The sequence below is a fragment of the Vampirovibrio chlorellavorus genome, from assembly GCF_003149375.1.
GTDB lineage: Bacteria > Cyanobacteriota > Vampirovibrionia > Vampirovibrionales > Vampirovibrionaceae > Vampirovibrio > Vampirovibrio chlorellavorus_B.
This window is the reverse complement of the sequence record NZ_QFWH01000001.1, coordinates 315,640-333,021: the sequence shown is the minus strand read 5'-3', so window position 1 is coordinate 333,021 and position 17,382 is coordinate 315,640. Positions and strand designations below refer to the sequence as shown.

17 protein-coding genes are annotated in these 17,382 nt (G+C 54.6%); 9 read left to right on the top strand and 8 right to left on the bottom strand.

Annotated features, from left to right (window positions below; all coding sequences use genetic code 11):
• Positions 1-15: 15 nt before the first annotated feature.
• Entirely contained in the window at positions 16-1,557 is a 1,542-nt protein-coding gene (gene hutH / locus DF283_RS01665; RefSeq protein WP_303672893.1) for a histidine ammonia-lyase, read from the top strand.
• Between the two features lie 11 nt (positions 1,558-1,568).
• On the opposite strand, the gene DF283_RS01660 is transcribed toward hutH, so the two are convergent.
• Complete coding sequence (locus tag DF283_RS01660; protein ID WP_303673096.1) at positions 1,569-2,522, bottom strand: DHH family phosphoesterase; 954 nt, start codon at positions 2,520-2,522, stop codon at positions 1,569-1,571.
• A 161-nt stretch (positions 2,523-2,683) separates the two neighbouring features.
• On the opposite strand from DF283_RS01660, the gene mazG reads away from it, so the two are divergent.
• The 3 genes from mazG (at position 2,684) to DF283_RS01645 (ending at position 4,583) form a co-directional block, all read left to right on the top strand.
• The gene (mazG, locus tag DF283_RS01655; protein ID WP_303672892.1) at positions 2,684-3,565 is read left to right on the top strand and encodes a nucleoside triphosphate pyrophosphohydrolase; all 882 of its coding nucleotides are present in this window, start codon (positions 2,684-2,686) and stop codon (positions 3,563-3,565) included.
• A gap of 292 nt (positions 3,566-3,857) precedes the next feature.
• Entirely contained in the window at positions 3,858-4,373 is a 516-nt protein-coding gene (locus DF283_RS01650; protein ID WP_303672891.1) for a hypothetical protein, read from the top strand.
• Positions 4,374-4,412: 39 nt separating this feature from the next.
• Positions 4,413-4,583: a hypothetical protein gene (locus DF283_RS01645; RefSeq protein WP_303672890.1), complete on the top strand. Its 171-nt coding sequence runs from the start codon at positions 4,413-4,415 to the stop codon at positions 4,581-4,583.
• Here DF283_RS01645 and DF283_RS01640 read toward each other — a convergent pair.
• Positions 4,551-4,922 carry a DUF192 domain-containing protein gene (locus DF283_RS01640; protein ID WP_303672889.1) on the bottom strand — a complete coding sequence of 124 codons (372 nt, stop codon included), beginning with the start codon at positions 4,920-4,922 and terminating at the stop codon, positions 4,551-4,553. The genes DF283_RS01645 and DF283_RS01640 overlap by 33 nt on opposite strands.
• 354 nt (positions 4,923-5,276) lie before the next feature.
• Between DF283_RS01640 and DF283_RS01635 the strand changes: the two genes are divergently transcribed.
• The 3 genes from DF283_RS01635 to DF283_RS01625 all read left to right on the top strand — a co-directional run bounded on the left by DF283_RS01635 (position 5,277) and on the right by DF283_RS01625 (position 8,564).
• Complete coding sequence (locus DF283_RS01635) at positions 5,277-5,990, top strand: response regulator transcription factor (protein WP_303672888.1); 714 nt, start codon at positions 5,277-5,279, stop codon at positions 5,988-5,990.
• A gap of 97 nt (positions 5,991-6,087) precedes the next feature.
• Complete coding sequence (locus DF283_RS01630) at positions 6,088-7,422, top strand: sensor histidine kinase (protein WP_303672887.1); 1,335 nt, start codon at positions 6,088-6,090, stop codon at positions 7,420-7,422.
• A complete protein-coding gene (locus tag DF283_RS01625; protein ID WP_303672886.1) occupies positions 7,419-8,564 on the top strand; it encodes an alpha/beta hydrolase in 1,146 nt (381 codons plus the stop codon). The genes DF283_RS01630 and DF283_RS01625 overlap by 4 nt, the downstream gene beginning before the upstream one ends.
• A 188-nt stretch (positions 8,565-8,752) precedes the next feature.
• Here the strand turns inward: DF283_RS01625 and murI are convergent, their stop codons facing one another.
• From murI to DF283_RS01600, 5 genes are all read right to left on the bottom strand, one after another.
• Positions 8,753-9,619, bottom strand: coding sequence for a glutamate racemase (gene murI, locus DF283_RS01620; protein WP_303672885.1), 867 nt, complete (start codon positions 9,617-9,619; stop codon positions 8,753-8,755).
• A 7-nt stretch (positions 9,620-9,626) separates the two neighbouring features.
• Positions 9,627-11,603: an N-acetylmuramoyl-L-alanine amidase gene (locus DF283_RS01615; protein WP_303672884.1), complete on the bottom strand. Its 1,977-nt coding sequence runs from the start codon at positions 11,601-11,603 to the stop codon at positions 9,627-9,629.
• Positions 11,604-11,879: 276 nt separating this feature from the next.
• Positions 11,880-13,028: a type IV pilus twitching motility protein PilT gene (locus DF283_RS01610; protein ID WP_303672883.1), complete on the bottom strand. Its 1,149-nt coding sequence runs from the start codon at positions 13,026-13,028 to the stop codon at positions 11,880-11,882.
• Positions 13,025-14,326 (bottom strand): serine--tRNA ligase, encoded by a 1,302-nt coding sequence (gene serS, locus DF283_RS01605; protein ID WP_303672882.1) that lies wholly within the window; start codon positions 14,324-14,326, stop codon positions 13,025-13,027. Before serS ends, DF283_RS01610 begins: the two co-directional genes overlap by 4 nt.
• A 176-nt stretch (positions 14,327-14,502) precedes the next feature.
• The gene (locus DF283_RS01600) at positions 14,503-14,640 is read right to left on the bottom strand and encodes a hypothetical protein (RefSeq protein ID WP_303672881.1); all 138 of its coding nucleotides are present in this window, start codon (positions 14,638-14,640) and stop codon (positions 14,503-14,505) included.
• A gap of 1 nt (position 14,641) precedes the next feature.
• Between DF283_RS01600 and DF283_RS01595 the strand changes: the two genes are divergently transcribed.
• A complete protein-coding gene (locus DF283_RS01595) occupies positions 14,642-15,340 on the top strand; it encodes a hypothetical protein (RefSeq protein ID WP_303672880.1) in 699 nt (232 codons plus the stop codon).
• Between the two features lie 233 nt (positions 15,341-15,573).
• Positions 15,574-16,938: a type I glutamate--ammonia ligase gene (gene glnA / locus DF283_RS01590; protein ID WP_443082980.1), complete on the top strand. Its 1,365-nt coding sequence runs from the start codon at positions 15,574-15,576 to the stop codon at positions 16,936-16,938.
• Between the two features lie 110 nt (positions 16,939-17,048).
• On the opposite strand, the gene DF283_RS01585 is transcribed toward glnA, so the two are convergent.
• Positions 17,049-17,300, bottom strand: coding sequence for a cupin domain-containing protein (locus DF283_RS01585; protein ID WP_303672878.1), 252 nt, complete (start codon positions 17,298-17,300; stop codon positions 17,049-17,051).
• Positions 17,301-17,382 lie beyond the last annotated feature (82 nt).

Here is a 17,382-nt window from a genome sequence, read left to right as displayed (position 1 = left end):
GTGGGAAAAGTGCTTATGACCCTTACAAACACAATTTTGCCGCTTAACGGCGACAGCCTGACTCTGGAAGGCTTGCAAGAGGCCAGCTTGAACGCTGCCATCAGGATTGCGCTGGCCGATGACTGTTTGGCCAAATTGCAAGCCTCCCGGCAAGTGGTGGAGGATGTCCTGAAGTCGGGCAAAATGGTGTATGGCGTCAACACAGGGTTTGGGGCACTCAGTCACGTCTCTATTTCCGCCGAGCAGGTGGACCAGTTGCAGGCTAATCTGGTGCGCAGCCATGCCGCTGGGACTGGCCCTGTTCTGGAATTTCCGGTGGTGCGGGCCATGATGCTGCTCCGGGCCAATACCCTGGCCAAAGGCTTTTCCGGGGTTCGCCCGGTGGTGGTGGAAACCTTGCTGGCTTTACTGAATGCCGGGGTTTATCCCAGCATTCCCTCCCAGGGTTCTTTGGGGGCCAGTGGGGACTTGGCGCCCCTGGCCCATATGACGCTGGTGCTGATGGGCGAAGGCAAGGCCTATTACCAAGGCGATTGGTTACCCGGTGCGGAGGCGTTGAAACGAGCTAATATCCAGCCTTTAACGCTGAAAGCCAAAGAAGGGCTGGCCCTGCTGAATGGCACCCAGATGATGACAGCGGTGGGAGCGCTGACCCTGTTACAGGCGGAATCGCTGCTGGCCGTGGCGGAAGTGGCCGGGGCCATGACCATTGAGGCTGTAAAAGGCAGCCAAAAACCCTTTGATGCCCGAGTGGCACAGGTTCGAGCCCATGCCGGACATGCCCAATCGGCGGCTATTATTCGGAATTTACTGGCCGGTAGCGAGATTATGGAATCGCATCGGGATTGCGCCAAAGTGCAGGACGCCTACTCGTTGCGCTGCATTCCGCAAGTGCATGGGGCCGCTCGAGAGTTGATCGCCTCAGCCCGGAAAACGCTGGAAATCGAGATCAATTCGGCCACTGATAACCCGCTGGTTTTTCCCAATGGCGATATCATCTCTCAGGGCAATTTTCACGGGGAGCCCGTGGCCATGGCCATGGAGCAATTGGGACTGGCTTTGTGCGAATTGGGCAGTATCAGCGAGCGGCGCATTGATAAGCTGATGAATCCGGCTTTCAGTGAGCTACCCGCCTTTTTGGCCGGAAAGCAGCAAGAAGGTTTGAATTCGGGCCTGATGATCATTCACTACACGGCGGCGTCCCTGGTTTCGGAAAATAAAATTCTGGCCCACCCGGCGGTGGTGGATACCATTCCCACCTCCAACGATAAAGAGGATCACGTGAGCATGGGAGCCATTGCCGCCCGCAAGGCCGCTAAAATTCTGGAGCATACCCGCTGGGTGCTGGCCGCCGAATTACTGGCCGCCGCCGAAGGTCTGGAGTATCGGGGCAACCTGCAACCCGGCCACGGGGTATGGCGGGTGTACCAAAAAATTCGGGAAATTATTCCGCCCTTGACCGTGGATCGCACCCTGGCCGGGGATGTAGCCCTGCTGGTGCGCCAGATTGAGGACGGCCGTTTGCTGGCAACCGTGCAGGATTGTTTGTCCGCCTAGGCGCAAGTTTTTTAAGAAACCAAGAGCTTCTGGCGAACCCGCTCTTCCAAAATCGGCAATAATCTGGCCGGGGCCTCGGCGATGGAAAATTCCATGGTACAGCCAGCGGCCATTTTATGCCCCCCGCCCCCAAACAACCCCATCACGGCGGCTACGTCAATATCGTGGGAATCGCTGCGGATGCTGATTTTGGTCTGCCCCTGCTCGGTTTCCTTGAACACCACGGCCACCAGCACGGTATCCACCCGGCGAATGGTTTCCACCATGCCGTCCAGATGCTCATCCAAAGCCCCGTGACGGCCTAAAAGCTCCCGAGAGACTACCGTCCAGCCGATGGTTTTATCGGCGTTAAACTGGGTCTGCAACATGGCATCGGCCTGCAACATCACCTGACACAAGGGTTGCTCTTCGTACAATTGCTTAAAAATGTATTCCGGATCGGCCCCGGCGGCGATCAGGCTGGCGGCGGTTTCCATCACTCGCACGGTGGTATTACTGTACTTAAAGCCGCCCGTATCGGTCACAATCCCAGTGTATAGACAAGTAGCGATACTGGCATCCAGCGGAATAGCCATGGCCTTGAAGATATGAAAAGCCACCTCGGCGCTGGCCGCGGCAGTCGGCTCAACAACATTGATGGTGCCAAAGCGATCGTTGCTGACATGGTGATCGATGTTCACGGAGACCTTGGCCCCTTCAAAAATGGGCCGAGCCAGCCCCAGACGATCCGCGGAGCCGCAATCCACCGAAATGGCCATGTCGTATTGACTCAGCAAGGTGGTGGCCGTTTCCATGCGCAACACCTCCTGAATGCCCGGTAAAAAACGGTAGGTATCGGGCATTTTGCCGGAAATCACGCAATCAATGCGCTTAATATGGGGGCAGGCCTTGGCAAAGGCGAACTTGATAGCCAGCATAGAGCCCAGAGTATCCCCATCCGGGCCCACATGGGCAGTGACAAAAATGGTTTTGGCCTGGCCGACTGCGGCTATAAAATCGTCGTAAATGACAAGACTCCTTGTGAATGCTATGTTTGCTCAATATTATACTCCGCCCATAAGCCCCGGAGCCAGAGCCGGAAAACAGGCCGCTCCCCCGGCCCTCACGCCTCAGGAATCGCCGCCGTATGACTCAAGACACCATTCTCGCCCAAGTACAACAAGCCCAAGGCATTGATAAACTGCTGCAAGTAGTGGCCCAGCTTCGTCACCCGGAACACGGTTGTCCCTGGGATCTCAAGCAAACCCACAGCAGCCTGAAACGCTTTATGCTGGAAGAGGCTTACGAAGCGGTGGAGGCCATTGATGAAACCCAGCAAAGCGGCGATTATTCAGCATTAAAAGAGGAACTGGGCGACGTGTTGCTGCAAGTGGTGCTACACAGTCAACTGGCCCAGGACGCTGGCACCTTTGACTTTCAGCAAGTCTGCGATGCCATTGCCGAAAAGCTGATCCGTCGTCACCCGCACGTTTTTGGCACTGTCTCCGTAGACAATGCCGAGGCCGTGGTCAGCAACTGGGAGGCCATCAAGCAAGCTGAAAAGGGGCATGCCAAGCAGACCAGCATTCTGGAAGGCATTTCCAAAAGCCAACCGGCCCTGAGCCGAGCCCTGGAAACCAGCCAAAAAGCGGTTAAAGTGGGTTTTGAATGGCCCAATCTGGATTCCCTGTGGGCGTGTGTGATGAGCGAATACCAGGAATTCCGGGCGGAAGTGGACGCCCTGCCAAGCACTCAACCGATTCCAGCGGAAGCATTCGAGCGACTGGAATCGGAAATGGGGGATATTTACTTTGCCAGCGTCAATCTGGCCCGGCATTTCAAAATCGATCCGGAAGTGGCCCTGACCAAGGCAACGGCCAAATTCACCCAGCGCTTTCAGGCCATGGAAGCCCTGATTTTAGAGCGCTACCCCCAGGCGGAATCTTTGGAAGCCGCCATGGCCAACCTCGATTTTGAAAGCTGGGACGCCCTGTGGCGAGAGGCCAAGCAAAGAACCAGTCTGCTCTAGCTTCATTTTTCAGGGCAGAGTTTCCCACGTCCTACACATTGCAAAATGCCCTGAACCGATTACCTTAACAGTACCCAGCGCCCCCGAACCCAAATTCGACAAGCGGGGCAAAACAAGCTCTGCCGCTTGTTTTTTGGAACATTTCAAGCCAATCCATTGTCTAATCCAATCAAAGCGTACCAGTCCACTCTCAACCGGTCGGATCCAACCCGTTTTTGTGTACAGCCGTTCACGAGCCCCCCTAAGATCTAAAAGCCAAGGGAAACCGCGGGGGGTAACAGGAGCCCGTTGCATGCCTCACCCCGCCCTGATCACACCACCCGCCACACAAAGAAAAACAGACCTTCCCGGCAACATTTTCAGTCCCATCACCCCGCCCACCGGAGTGGCCCGTCGTATGGCGGCCTTAATGGCGCAACTGCCGGAAGCCAGCCGATGGCAACGTATATTTTTGCGCTTTACCAGCCAGTTCAAGCAAAACATGGCCGAACTGGAAGCCCTGATGCACTACAGCAGCAGCCCGGCGGTCTGGGACATTGCCCGTCTGACCCGCAAAAAGGCTCAACAAAAACTCAGCCCCACCGAGCAACAGGAACTGGACTGCCTGACCACGTTCCACGACAGCCCGTCCGTTCACCGCATTACCAGCCTGAAGCTCAAAGAATACACACGCTCAATCAGCGTGGTGGAGCAGCGGGAGTTGACCCACCTGCAGCGCAATCTGTATCAGGGAAAGGGCATTCCGACTCAGGTACTGGACTTGCTTTGGACTCAACCGCCGCAGAACCTAAGCGACCATTTTATTTAATAACGTACTGACTCATAGCGTGGGAGAGAAACAATCAAGATGCTGAGCTTACTCCAGTCCTCCACCCTGATTTATGCAGGCGCTTTATACGCGGTGCTTTGGACGATTCAGGGCCTTCATAACAACAACCGGCTGCAAGCCGCATGGGCTTGCGCTCACATCCACCAAACGCCCCCATTAACCGGTCTGAGCGGCTCCCGATGGCCGTAATTCCAGCTCATCACCAATTTGCGTGACACTTTGGGCAATGGCTCCCGCCGGCAATTCCAGCACCACCTTACCCCCCTTCACAAAGCGAGACACCCGCCAGGGCTTCATGCCCTCCAGCAGGTACAGCACCGTGCCATTGGCATCCAGAAAAAGAGCGTCAAACTCAAAGCGCATAAAAAAGGAATGAATGTCCTGACAAGGGACAATCCACAGCCCAAAGCCCGGCGGAATACCCGGCTTGCCCATCAGGCCCACCAGCCGTTTGAAATAGGAATCCGCCTTTTGCACCTGGTTGGCCACCACGGTCTGCCGGGTTTTGTTAATCACCTCGTACCCCATTGCGCCTGCTCCTCTCACGGCCTCCTACAAAGCAACTACCTCTATTATAGGACGCCTGCCCGGATGCGGCGGATCATCGTCCACCCTTTGGCCGATGAGACTCCCCCAAAAAATTGACCCTTCAGCCGGGAATATCCAACCTTCAGATGATGAGCGGCTTTAAAAAGCTGAGATATGATACTAACAAGATTACTTTAATCAAACGAGTGTGAAAGACGGAATCGGTAGGCTATTTGTGGTGCCCCCTCATTAAGCGCATCACGGATTCGGTATGAAACAGTAATCCCGGTTTGATCCATTTTTTAACTTTGTGGAAGTGTGTGTGTCAGGGAGCTTTAGGAGAAAACGATTCATATGATGAGACGGATGCAATCCTCGGAAACCACTGTGTTTATCGTGGATGATAACGCCAATCACAGCGCGGGCATTAAACAGTTGCTGGAATTACAATCGGATTACCATTTGGCCGGTATCGCCACCAACGGCGAAGATGCCGTCAAGCGTCTGGCCGAAGCCAATGTGGACATCGTGCTGATGGACATCAATATGCCCGAAGTGGATGGCGTTGCGGCCATTCAGCAAATTATGGCCATCAACCCCAACCTAAAAATCCTGGCTCTGACCGGCTACGATGAGTCGGATCTGATCTTCCGGGCCATGAAACACGGGGCCAAAGGCTACATCCTCAAAACCATGGTCACCTCTCAGTTGATTGCGGCCATCGAGGAAGTCCTGAACGGAAAAGTGTATCTGCCGCCCATTCTGGCCACCAAGTTTTTTGATGAGTTCCAGAGCCGCATGGGTAAATCCAACCGGGTGGATCCCACCAAGCAAGCCCTGCTCGGCTATCTCACCTCTCGTGAAAAAGAAGTGCTGAAACTGCTGACCGATGGCATTACCTACAAAGGCGTGGCCGATAAACTGGTCATCAGCGAAACCACGGTTAAAACGCACGTCAACAACATCTTCCAGAAGTTGCAGGTCAACGATCGCACCCAGGCGGTGCTGTACGCCCTGAAATACGGTCTGGTGGATGGCGGTTCCAACCCTTCTCAAATGGCCGGATAAGCTGCACGGGTTTGAAACCCCACACGGTTCCTGACACCAGTTATAATGAGATCAAACACGATGAAATCCCCCGGCCCACCCGCTTGGGGATTTCGTCTTGACTGTATGGCGAGTGAGTGATTTGAAGCAAGGCGTTAAAAAAATCCAGCTGGATGGACTGTTTGGGCATCTATGCTCCTCCACGGGCATGTATTCCCGAGAGACTTTTCAGAGTCTGTATAGCTGTATTACCCGCATGGTGCGGGACTACCGCATGCCGGGCTTTGTGATGACCCGCACCCTGGACGACGAGGTCTTTGAGACCATGGCCCACGCCCTGGCTGATATTCCAGAGCTGCCACTCTTCCGCTTCAATCAACCCGATCTGTTTCCGGTGGAAAGCGGCATTTGCGATCAAACCGGTTTTCTCATTGTGCTGACCAATCGACTCTGCGCCACCTTATACTGGTCGGCAGCCACCCACCCCACCTATCGCATGTACGAAGGGGGATGGACGTTTCATCCGGGGGATACCCGCACCCTGGCCGGGCACCTGATTGCCCACTTGCAGCAGCCCGAACTGGACACCCTGCTGAAAGAAACGCCCGTGGACAGGCGCTACGATGACAAGCTGAACATGTTGATCACCTCGCTGGTGCATGGTCTGGAAAATCGCAACCGGGAGCTGACCGTGGCCCTGGATCAGGTGCAAATTTTAAACAAACGGAACGTGGACACCGAACGGCTGGCAGCCATCGGCCAGCTTTCCTCGGTAATCGCCCATGAAATCCGAAATCCGCTGGGCCTCATCGATCTGTACGCCAAACTGACCGAAGATCATTTGGGGCAATTAAATCTCATCGCCGACAGTGATAAAAAAGCCCTACTGCTCAAAAATTTATCGCTCATCCGCCAAGCCACCAGCAGCCTGGAAGGCATTTTATCGGAGCTGACCAACTACTCTCGTCCCTTGCAACTCAATCCAAAACCGGTTGAACTCTACCAGTTGGTTCGGGATATTTGTGAGTTTTACCAGCCCTCCTATCAGGAACAGCAAATCACCCTGAGCGGCCCGGAAACCGGCCTGATGGAATGGTTAACGCTGGATGCCGACAAGCTCCGCCAAGCCTTGCTCAACCTGCTTAAAAACGCCTTGGAAGCATCCAAACCCGGCACACAGGTCACCGTGCAAGTGGAAAGTAACCCCCTCGACTCCCAGGTGTGGGTCAAGATCACGGATCAGGGAACCGGCATTACCCCGCAAAACAGCCAGAAATTATTCACCCCCTACTTTTCCACCAAGGGCAGCGGTACCGGTCTGGGGCTGGCCCATAGCCGAAAAATCCTGCAAGCCCACGGCGGCAGCGTGGAGCTGCTGTCCAGCGTTCCCGGACAAGGCAGCGTGTTTGCCATTGTTTTGCCCAAAACCTATTCTCAGGAGCCTGTGGCATGAAAAAATTGACGACCACCTCTCAAGCATCTCGCCGTTTTCTACAACGGTTCTTGCCCCTACTCCTGCTATTAATGAGCTCCATCACCTGGAGCGGCTGCGAAATGAAACTGCCCCCCATGCCCTGGGACAAACCCGCCCCCACTGACAAAGCCCATGGCAACAAAGGAGAAGAAGCCACAACCGAAGAGGCTACCGCCGAGGAAAACGCTGAGCCGGCCGAGCCTGCCGATGAGCGCATGCTACTGCCCAAAGCCATGCATGACCTACCCTTTGAGGAAGTTTCCATCCCGCTTTCGGATCAACTGGTCATCTACGGTCGTTTATACGATCCCAGCCTGAGCGAGCCGGGAGAAAATGACATCCCCGACAGTGAAGCGTATCAGGGCCCCAAGTACCCGCTGGTTATTTTACTGCACGGCCTCAACCGGGATCATCTGGCCTGGAGCGACTTACCGGCCACCCTGACCAAAGCCGGTTATGCCGTTTACGCCATGGACCTGCGGGGCCACGGCAAAAGCACCATCACCACCTGGAAGCGTCGGGTCAGTTGGCGCTTGCTGCAGCCCGAGCAGTGGAAAAACCTGCATCGCGATATCATCCAGGTGATTCAGTATTTTAAAAAAGGAGAAGATTACCCGGAGGTGGACGGGAGCCAAGTGGCGCTCATCGGGGAAAAACTGGGAGCCAACGTGGCAACGTTTGCCGGTAAAAACAGTACCGAGGTCAAAGCGCTGGTGCTTCTGTCCCCCGGTATTGAGTTCAAGGGCATCGACGCCAGCCGGGGGTTACTGGAATACGGCAACCCCACCCTGATCCTCAGTAACCATGACTTCAAGGAATCACACAGCCAGGCCCAGCACATGTATAACTGGATTACCGGCCCCAAAACCTTGCAGGTTTACGAAAAAATCGGGGAAGGGGCCGAAATGCTGGGCAATCAGCCCGGGGTGGGTCTACAGATTGAAGCCTGGTTATCCAACATATTAAAGCCCGTACCCGGGGCAAAAGCGGCTGCCGCCGAGGTGAGCGCAGAAACCAGTGGCCACTCACCCGCTGGCAATCCATTAGCAGTGGGCCATAACAGCGAAGCGGCCCAAAAAGAGGATGCCAGCGCCGCCACACCACCCCCGGCCAAGCATTAACGGCGGATCTGATTAAAACCAGGCCAGACAGCCTTCCCCAGACGTTTGTAATTGTTCGAGTACAGCGAGTTCAAGATGGATGCCGGGCAACTTCGCAAAAGCAAATCCATAGTCTGTGTAAGCGGCACGCCGTTTTACAAACGTCTGGGGAAGGCTGCCTTGCCTGAGGTTCAAAACAAGAAGCACCGTTAAGAGGGCAGAGAGAGCGCCGGAATACTGACCACCGTGGGGTGCTTCATGGCCAAAGCCTGAAAGGGCATGCGGCGACTGGTTTCATAGAAACGATCCGGTTCGGCGGTGACAAAATAATCCACCTCCGCAATGGGACGACCGGTCACCTGCGGATTGGCCAGCTGATGCTCAGCCAGCAACCGCTTGGCATCCAGGGCCATAAATACCGCCGGATCCAGAACATCCGCGTTGGGTGACAGAGCGGCCACCTGATCCATGACATAGGGGTAATGGGTGCAACCCAGCACAATGGCCTCCGCCCCCCGATCCTGCAATGGACGCAAATACTGGCGCAATAAAGCATGACAGGCAGGCGTTTCCCCTTGTCCCGCTTCAATCAGGGAGGCCAGATGATCGCATCCCACCTGTGAAAGCAAAACAGGGGCGTTCAAGTCATCCAGCAAAATCTGATACCGGTTGGACGCCACCGTGGCCGGCGTGGCCATCACCCCCACGGTGCGATACTGCCTAGTAGTGGCCAGCCATCGGCAAATGGGCGTCACCGGATCCACAAAAGGCACACCCGGATAACGGCTGAACAATTGGGGAGCCACCGATGCCGCGGTATTACAGGCCACCACCATCATCTTGACCTGATGCCGCTCAAACAGCCAGTGCAGGGAGGCGGACAGATATTCGGTCACCTGAGCCTGGGTTTTCTCCCCATAGGGCATGTGCAAGGTATCGCCGAGGTACACAAATCGCTCGTCAGGCAAGGTTTGCATCAGACGATCCAGAACCCGCAGCCCCCCCAGCCCGGAATCAAATACCCCAATCGGATTTTGAGCGGTGTGCTGGGGAGAAAATGGCAGGGGTTGATTCATTCAGTGGCTACTTTACTGCGTTGGCGGACACTCGGGTTTTCAAATAGTCTACAACACCATCCGCAATGGATCGAGCGGTTTTGGACTTACGCTCATAGGTCTGTAAGGCCGTCAGCTCATTAGGGTTGGACACATAACCCACCTCACACAAAATAGCCGGTACGTTGGTGTGGTGAATCACGTAAAACATGGCCTTCTTGACCCCGCCATCCCGGGCGCTCACCGCGTTAATCTCCCGGTTATGCACGCTTCGGGCCAAGGCAATGCTTTGGGGCGTATAGTAGTAAGTTTCTATGCCATTGGCCGCCGCATTAACCGAGGCATTGTGGTGAATGCTGATAAACAGATCCGGACGAATCTGGTTGGTAATGGCCGTAATTTTAGGCAAGGGCAAAAACTCATCCGTGCTGCGGGTCATAAACACTTTAAACCCTTTGGCCTCCAGCGCATCTCGCAACATCAAAGCCAAAGACAAGTTCAGGTCTTTCTCGTTCACGCCCCCCCGCATGGCTCCAAAATCTTTACCGCCATGGCCGGCGTCCACCACGATTCGGGCGGGAAAAGGGGCCTTGCCGGCAGCAGCCAAGCCCGCCAGATTGGGGAAAGCGCCCGTGCTTTTCGCCACGCGATCGGCGGAGATTTGCAGTTCCAGCACTTTGCCATCATCGGAAATGGAGGGAATGATCCGGGTATCGGCCTGCACCAGCTGAATGGCCAATTTGCTGTTGGGCTGACCTTCGGTCAGGGGCTCCAGACGCATTTTCTCAATTTCAGGGTACTGACGGGCATCAAAGTTGATGTTGGTGGGATGAGCGGCCTGATTCAGCAAGTCCAGCACCAGCCGATCGTCTTTCTTCAGGAAACGATGCACAATGGGGGTGCTGGCAGCCAACCGCAGAATGGTATTGCCCCCTTCCCGTCGCAGGTCGATACTTTGCACCTCACCCAACTGGGTATTCGCCGAGAGCTTGGTGATAGAGGTTCCAGAATCCGGGGTCAGGGCCAGCAGATTTCTCTCGCCGCCATTGTAAATGGCCTCCAGCTGGTCAGGATCGCTGGACTCAATCACAACACGAACCGTATTCTCATCAAATTGACCCACCCGAACCTGACGCATTTCAGGCAGTCGGGTGCTAATGGGTTCCAGCAACTGACGACTGCGCAATACAGCACCCTCCAGCTCCAGCACCAGACGACTGGGATCGCTCAGGGTAAAGCGCTTCTTGATGCGCAAGGTCGTGCCTGCCACCGACTGAATGAACAACTTGTTGTCCCGCACCTGGATGCTTTCAATGATGGCCGTCCCGGCAGGGACCGGCGTATTGAGAATGGTGGTTTGCACGGCCGGGGTTTGCGTTTCCGGCTTGGGAGGAAGCGTCGCCAAAACAGGCGGCTGAGCGGGTATCTTCACGGCAGGCTTGGCCACAGGAGGCAAGGGCTGAGCCACCTTGCCCGCTTGCACGGCGGGCTTGGCCACAAAACTGGTGGAGGCGATCTGGGCCGGGGAAAGTGATGCCGGCGCCAAGCCCAGCACCTTGAGGGTTTTTCCTTCAAATTCCGGGGTCAGTCGGGCCAGGGTCTGATTGTTGTCCACATAAATGGTGGCCCGAACCGAACTGTAAAAAGGACTTTGCGTATCACTGAGTTCAACCCGGTCAATACCCTGTTGATTAATGCGGAAGACGTTTTGCCCACCGGCCAACCGGGCGTTGGGAATATCCAGCACAATGCGGTAGGGAGAGGGCAGTTTTAAAACCGTAAAATTCCGGGTTTCCACCCCGGTAAAAACACGGTTGGCCTCCAGAACAAGCCCGCTGCCATCCGGGCTCACCTGAACCCCCGAAATGCTGAGCAAACTGGACTGAGCCGACTGATGGCGGCTGGCAGCGAATGCACTGGTGCCGCCACCAAACCCACTGACAGCCATCAACGCGCAAGCCAACAAAACGCTCAACAAACGCTGAATCCGGGGTACAAACACCATGCTGATTTCTCCCTGATTGGCTAAATCTGCTAACTCAACTCTAAAAACGACTTTCACAAAACCATTTGAGACGAAACCAAAGCCGGAAGGCTCATGAACAAAAAGCACGCCGGCTTCGGGCCAATGTAATACGCCATTACAAGTGGATTAACCGCCTCAAACAGCTTATTACTATATTAATTGTAGCGGTTTTGACCGGGAAAAGGAAGTCCTTACCGTCAATAGAATCCGTCAACACCCTGAAAGCTCAACCTTAGGCCTTCCTCAAGGCCTTCCTCAAAAAGTGGAACTGCCGTGGAACGCCCCGCGTAGCATCTGTTGAAGCTCGGTCGGGTTCTCGGAGGTCTCCAGCGCGTCTTCGGGCGTAATCAAACCATTGCGAAACGCATTATGCAGAGAATGGTTGAGGCTGTGGGCCCCCTCAAACTCGGCATTGTTCAACAACTGATAAATTTCGCCCATTTCATCCCGCAAAATATAATCGCGAATGGCCGGTGAAACCACCATAACTTCAGACACAGCCACCCGGCCCTTGCCTTCGGCTTTTTTAACCAAACGCTGAGAAACTGTACCTTGCAGCACGCCCGCCAATTGGTTACGGATGGAGTCACGCTCGTAAGGCTCAAAGGCATTGATGATCCGGTTTATGGTCTGCACCGAATCCGTGGTGTGAAGGGTCGAAAAGACCACGTGACCGGTCTCCGCCGCGTGCAAGGCGGCCATCATGGTTTCCCGATCCCGCATCTCGCCTATTAGAATGACATCGGGGTCCTGCCGCAAGGCGTACTTGATGCCATTGGGAAAGGTGTCTGTGTCCATCCCCAACTGTCGCTGGGTGACCACGCTCTTGTCGCTCTGGTAAACGTACTCCACCGGGTCTTCCAGAGTGACGATGTGCTTGTACCGGGTACGGTTAATGGTATTGAGCAAGGCGGCCAACGTGGTGGACTTCCCCGAGCCGGTAGGGCCGGTGACCAGCACCAGCCCCTTGTGCAAGTCCGCAAAACGGCTAATCACCGGAGGATGCCCCAAATCATCCAGCGTGGGAATTTGCAGGGGGATCAAACGCATCACCAGCCCCAGCCGCCCCATTTCGTAAAACAGGTTGACCCGGAAGCGACAGCTGTTATCCAGCATAAAGCTGAAGTCAAAATCCGTCCGATTTTTAAGCCGGGGCAGGGTTTTTTCGGGAATAATGCTTTTGGCGAAATTTTGAATGTCCAACTCCGACAGCGGTGGCATTTTGGTTGGCAACATGTCGCCATCCTTACGCATCACCGGGGCGGCCCCCGCCCGAACGTGGATATCGGAGACACCCTGGGCCACAGCCATTCTCAGAAAGATATCCAGGTCTATCCCGCCCGAGACAGGGCCAGAGGATGATCCGGAGACGTCAGGAGAAGATGCTTGTGGAGGAATGCTCATACCAGTTCCTTGCTTCTTGGGGCGCACAGTCGGGTTGAACCGTTCCTGAAGTATGGGCGCAGCACCTCAGGAATGGCTACCTCCTGATGACTGATTTGATAATTTTCCAGAATGGCGGCCAAGGTACGACCCACGGCCAAGCCGGAACCGTTGATGGTATGCACAAACGCAGGCTTACCAGTGGCTTCAGAGCGGTATTTCAGGCCAATACGACGGGCCTGAAAGTCTGTAAAAGTGCTGCAACTGGAAATTTCCCGATAAACGCCCTGCGCAGGCATCCACACCTCGATATCAAAGCACCGGGCGGCGGAAAACCCGATATCTCCAGCGCAGAGGGCCACTACTCGATAGGGCAACTCCAGCTTTTGCAGGATCATTTCGGCATCTTCCAGCAATTTCAGATGCTCCGCAGGGCTGTCCTCCGGCCTGCACAGCTTGACCAGCTCAATCTTGTCGAATTGGTGCTGACGAATCAACCCACGGGTATCTTTGCCCGCACTGCCCGCTTCCCGACGGAAGCACGGGGTATAGGCCGTCATGTTCAGGGGCAGTTGATCCTCGGACAGCAATTCTCCGGCGTACAGGTTGGTCACCGGCACTTCCGCCGTGGGAATCAGGAACAACTCGTCATCCTTGCAGCGGAACATATCGGCTTCAAACTTGGGCAGCTGGCCCGTACCGGTCATGGCTTGCCGGTTGACCAGAAAGGGCGGCAACACTTCCTCGTAACCCCGCTCGGTATGCGTATCCAGCATAAAGTTAATCAGGGCCCGCTCCAGCCGGGAGCCTTCCCCCCGCATCACCGAAAAGCGGGACTGGGCGATTTTGACGCCTCGCTCAAAGTCCAGAATGCCCAGATTGGCCCCAATTTCATAATGCGGCAACGTGTCCGGGCAGTAACGGGATTTGAATTCATCGCCCCAGGTTCGTAGCACCACATTTTCGGACTCATCGGCCCCATCGGGCGTTTCTGGCAAGGGCATATTGGGAATTTCCAGCAACAAGGCAGATTGTTGCTCCGCCAGCGCTTCCTTTTGGGCTTCAATGTCCTTAATCCGATCAGCCAGGGCACGGGTTTGCTGCTGAATCGCCTCGGTGTCGCGACCTTCTTTTTTGGCCTGGGCAATTTGCTGGGTAATCTGATTACGTTGACTTCTCAAAGACTCTTCTTCCTGAAGCAACTCCCGACGCCGAGCGTCCAGGGCCAGTATGGCATCCACGGACAAATCCGGCTTCCGGCGTTTCAGGGCCTGATTAACAGCATCGGGGTTTTCTCGAATCAGTTTAATATCCAGCATGTTTCCATCCAGGGCACGACCCAAGGGCAATCAGGAAAAGCCTAAACGCTGACTTATGCCGTACCATCGCAAATTCCAACAGGCCCATTATACCCCAGCCCTTCCTTCAGTTATCGGATGGCAAAAGCACTCAATCCAATTACACTGAAAATAAACCCAACGGTAAGTAACAGCAGTTAGCTGATGGCCGACTGGTACAGCATATAAATCCATCCGGCCACAACACCAGCAATGGCCGCAATAATAATGATATTGATGAAATAGGACAGGTACTTGGTTGTGATCAGAATAATTTGCTGCTTATCCAGTTTCATAATGCAACACTCACCGATTTCAGGGGGTCAGGCTTTTTATCGGTCCATTGGCAGTAAAACTTTAATTATTTTGGTGTGTGCGTGTATTGGCCCGGTGGGCTTTGCCAATAGCCCCGAAGAAAACTGGCCGGAACCGGTCTATTTTCCCCAAAAACAAACCACGCCGGAAAAAGACGTCAGCACAAAACCGGAAAAAGACGAGGGCAAAAAGTGGTTTTGGCCCTTCGAAAAAAAAGCCGCCAAGGAAACACCGGGCGCCAGCCAAGCCCCAAACGAATCCAAAACGGGCCCCAAGGACCCGCCAGCCAGCCCCTATCCTTTAATCCGCATTCCCATGGCATTTCAGACCAACCAGGGCCCTATCCCCACAGGCATTTACCTTCTACAGCCCAGCCCCTGCCAACCGGCAAGCGACCCCAGCAAACCCTCCCACAAGTGCTTTAGCTTAACCCAGCGCAATAAACGCCTACTGGTCTTTGAGGCCCATCCAGTCAGCCTGCCCGATATCAATCTGGCAAAAGAAGGCACCCCCAGCCCCTTATCCAAAGCCGATCCCCAAAAACCGGACCCACTCATTGCCAACATCAAACTCTCTCCCGATCAAAAAACACTCTCCCTGCAAGTTCAACAGGGACAAAACACCCTGGAGAGCGATCCTTTTCCGGTTTTTGTGGATCAACGCACCATTTTGACTTATTGATTGATGGATCAGCGCCTGCAATTTGTTAAGTGGAGGCTGCCCTGAAAACACGTTTGCAAAACTGCGTGCAGCTCAAACAAAGGCGAACCGGTCTCAAACATTGCGAACCCTTCACCTTAATAGCAGGGCAGGGTACTTTAAGATACAATAGTCGTCCATAGAGCGCTAAATTTCCGCAGGTACTCTCAGCGATTCTAGACCGTTACGTGTGTTTAATTAAGGAATCTGGAATGATGAACCTCGAACTCCCCGTGCCGACTGGACGGCCCTCTCGCTCCGTGGCAGATATTTTAAAAGAGGCCAAAGAGAAAAAAGTTAAACTGATCCGGCTGCAATTCGTGGACATCCACGGCATGCCCAAAAGCATGGGTATCCATGTGGATCAGCTGGAAAAGGCCCTGAACAATGAAATTATGCTGGATGGCTCCTCCATCGCCGGCTTTCGCACCATTGAAACTTCCGATATGTACTTTTACCCGGATCTCAGCACCTTCTCTGTGATGCCTCAAACCGAGGGCGATCGGGTGGTCGGTCGGGTGATTTGCGACATTTACAACCCGGACGGCACCCCGTTTGATGGTTGCCCCCGGAATAACCTGAAGCGGGTGCTGCAAGAAGCCCAAAAACTGGGCTACATCTACAACGTTGGCCCTGAACTGGAGTTTTTCCTGTTTAAGCGCAACGAGGATGGTACCCCCTCTACCGAAACCCATGATGCCGCCGGATACTACGACATCGGGCCGGATGATCTGGGTGAAATCGTTCGGGGCGAAATCGTGGACACCCTGGAGCGTCTGGGCTTTGAAATGGAGGCCGATCACCACGAAGTGGCCAGCGGTCAGCACGAAATTGACTTTAAATACTCCGATGCGCTGTCTCAGGCTGACAACGTCACCACCGTCAAAATTATTACCCGCCAAATTGCCGCCAAACATGGCCTGCATGCCTCCTTTATGCCCAAGCCGGTCTTTGGGGTCAATGGTTCCGGGATGCACTGCAACCAGTCGCTGGCCAAAGTGGCGGGCGGTAACGCTTTTTACGATGAAAAAGGCGACTATCAACTGTCAGAAACCTCCCTGCACTTTATTGGCGGCCTGCTAAAGAACATTCGGGGTATTACGGCCATTACCAACCCGCTGGTAAACAGCTACAAACGGTTGGTGCCAGGTTATGAAGCCCCGGTTTACGTGGCATGGTCCGCGGCCAACCGTAGCGCCCTGTTGCGCGTACCGGCCAAACGGGGCAACGCCACCCGCGTGGAACTGCGTTCTCCCGATCCGGCGGCCAACCCCTACATCGCTTTTGCCGCCATGTTGCTGGCGGGCCTGGATGGGGTAAAGAACAAGATTGAGCCCCCCAGCCCAGTGACCGCCAACATCTACAAGCTATCCGCCGATGAGCGCCGGGAGCAAAAAATCCCAGCCTTGCCGGGTAGCCTGTATGAAGCCCTGGAAGAGATGAAAAACAGCAGCGTGGCCAAAGAAGCCTTGGGCGAGCATATCTTCCACGAGTACATTAAAGCCAAAACCATTGAGTGGGACGCTTATCGCACCGATGTGACCCCCTGGGAAATCAACCGGTACATGGCCCGCTACTAAACTGACTGGCAGGCTTTTCAAGCAAAGCGGGAGTGCCCTGACCGGCGCTCCCGTTTTTTGTGGCTTTTAATCAGGGTGGTCAATAATCAAGGCAAGTTTGCCCTGATCGATCATAAGTCTCGCAAGGATTGAAGCAATACGGCAGTTTGAGAACCCTTCACCGTCACATCATGCAGCACGTGGGGGTTGATTTCCAGAATATCGCCGGGTTCCACATCAATCACGCCATAGCCCGGAAAGGCAAACTGTAACTGGCCTTGCACCACGACCAGCACTCTGGTCTGATGAAATTTCATTTCCAGAGAGCGGCTGTGGCCTGCCAATTCACTTTGAGAAGGCTGCAACCCCTCTCGATGCATCATGCGGGTCAAAAACTCAAGACTAGGGGAATCGGGAGACTCCCAACGCATAATTTCAAACGGCTTTGAGTTCATCGTCACTTAC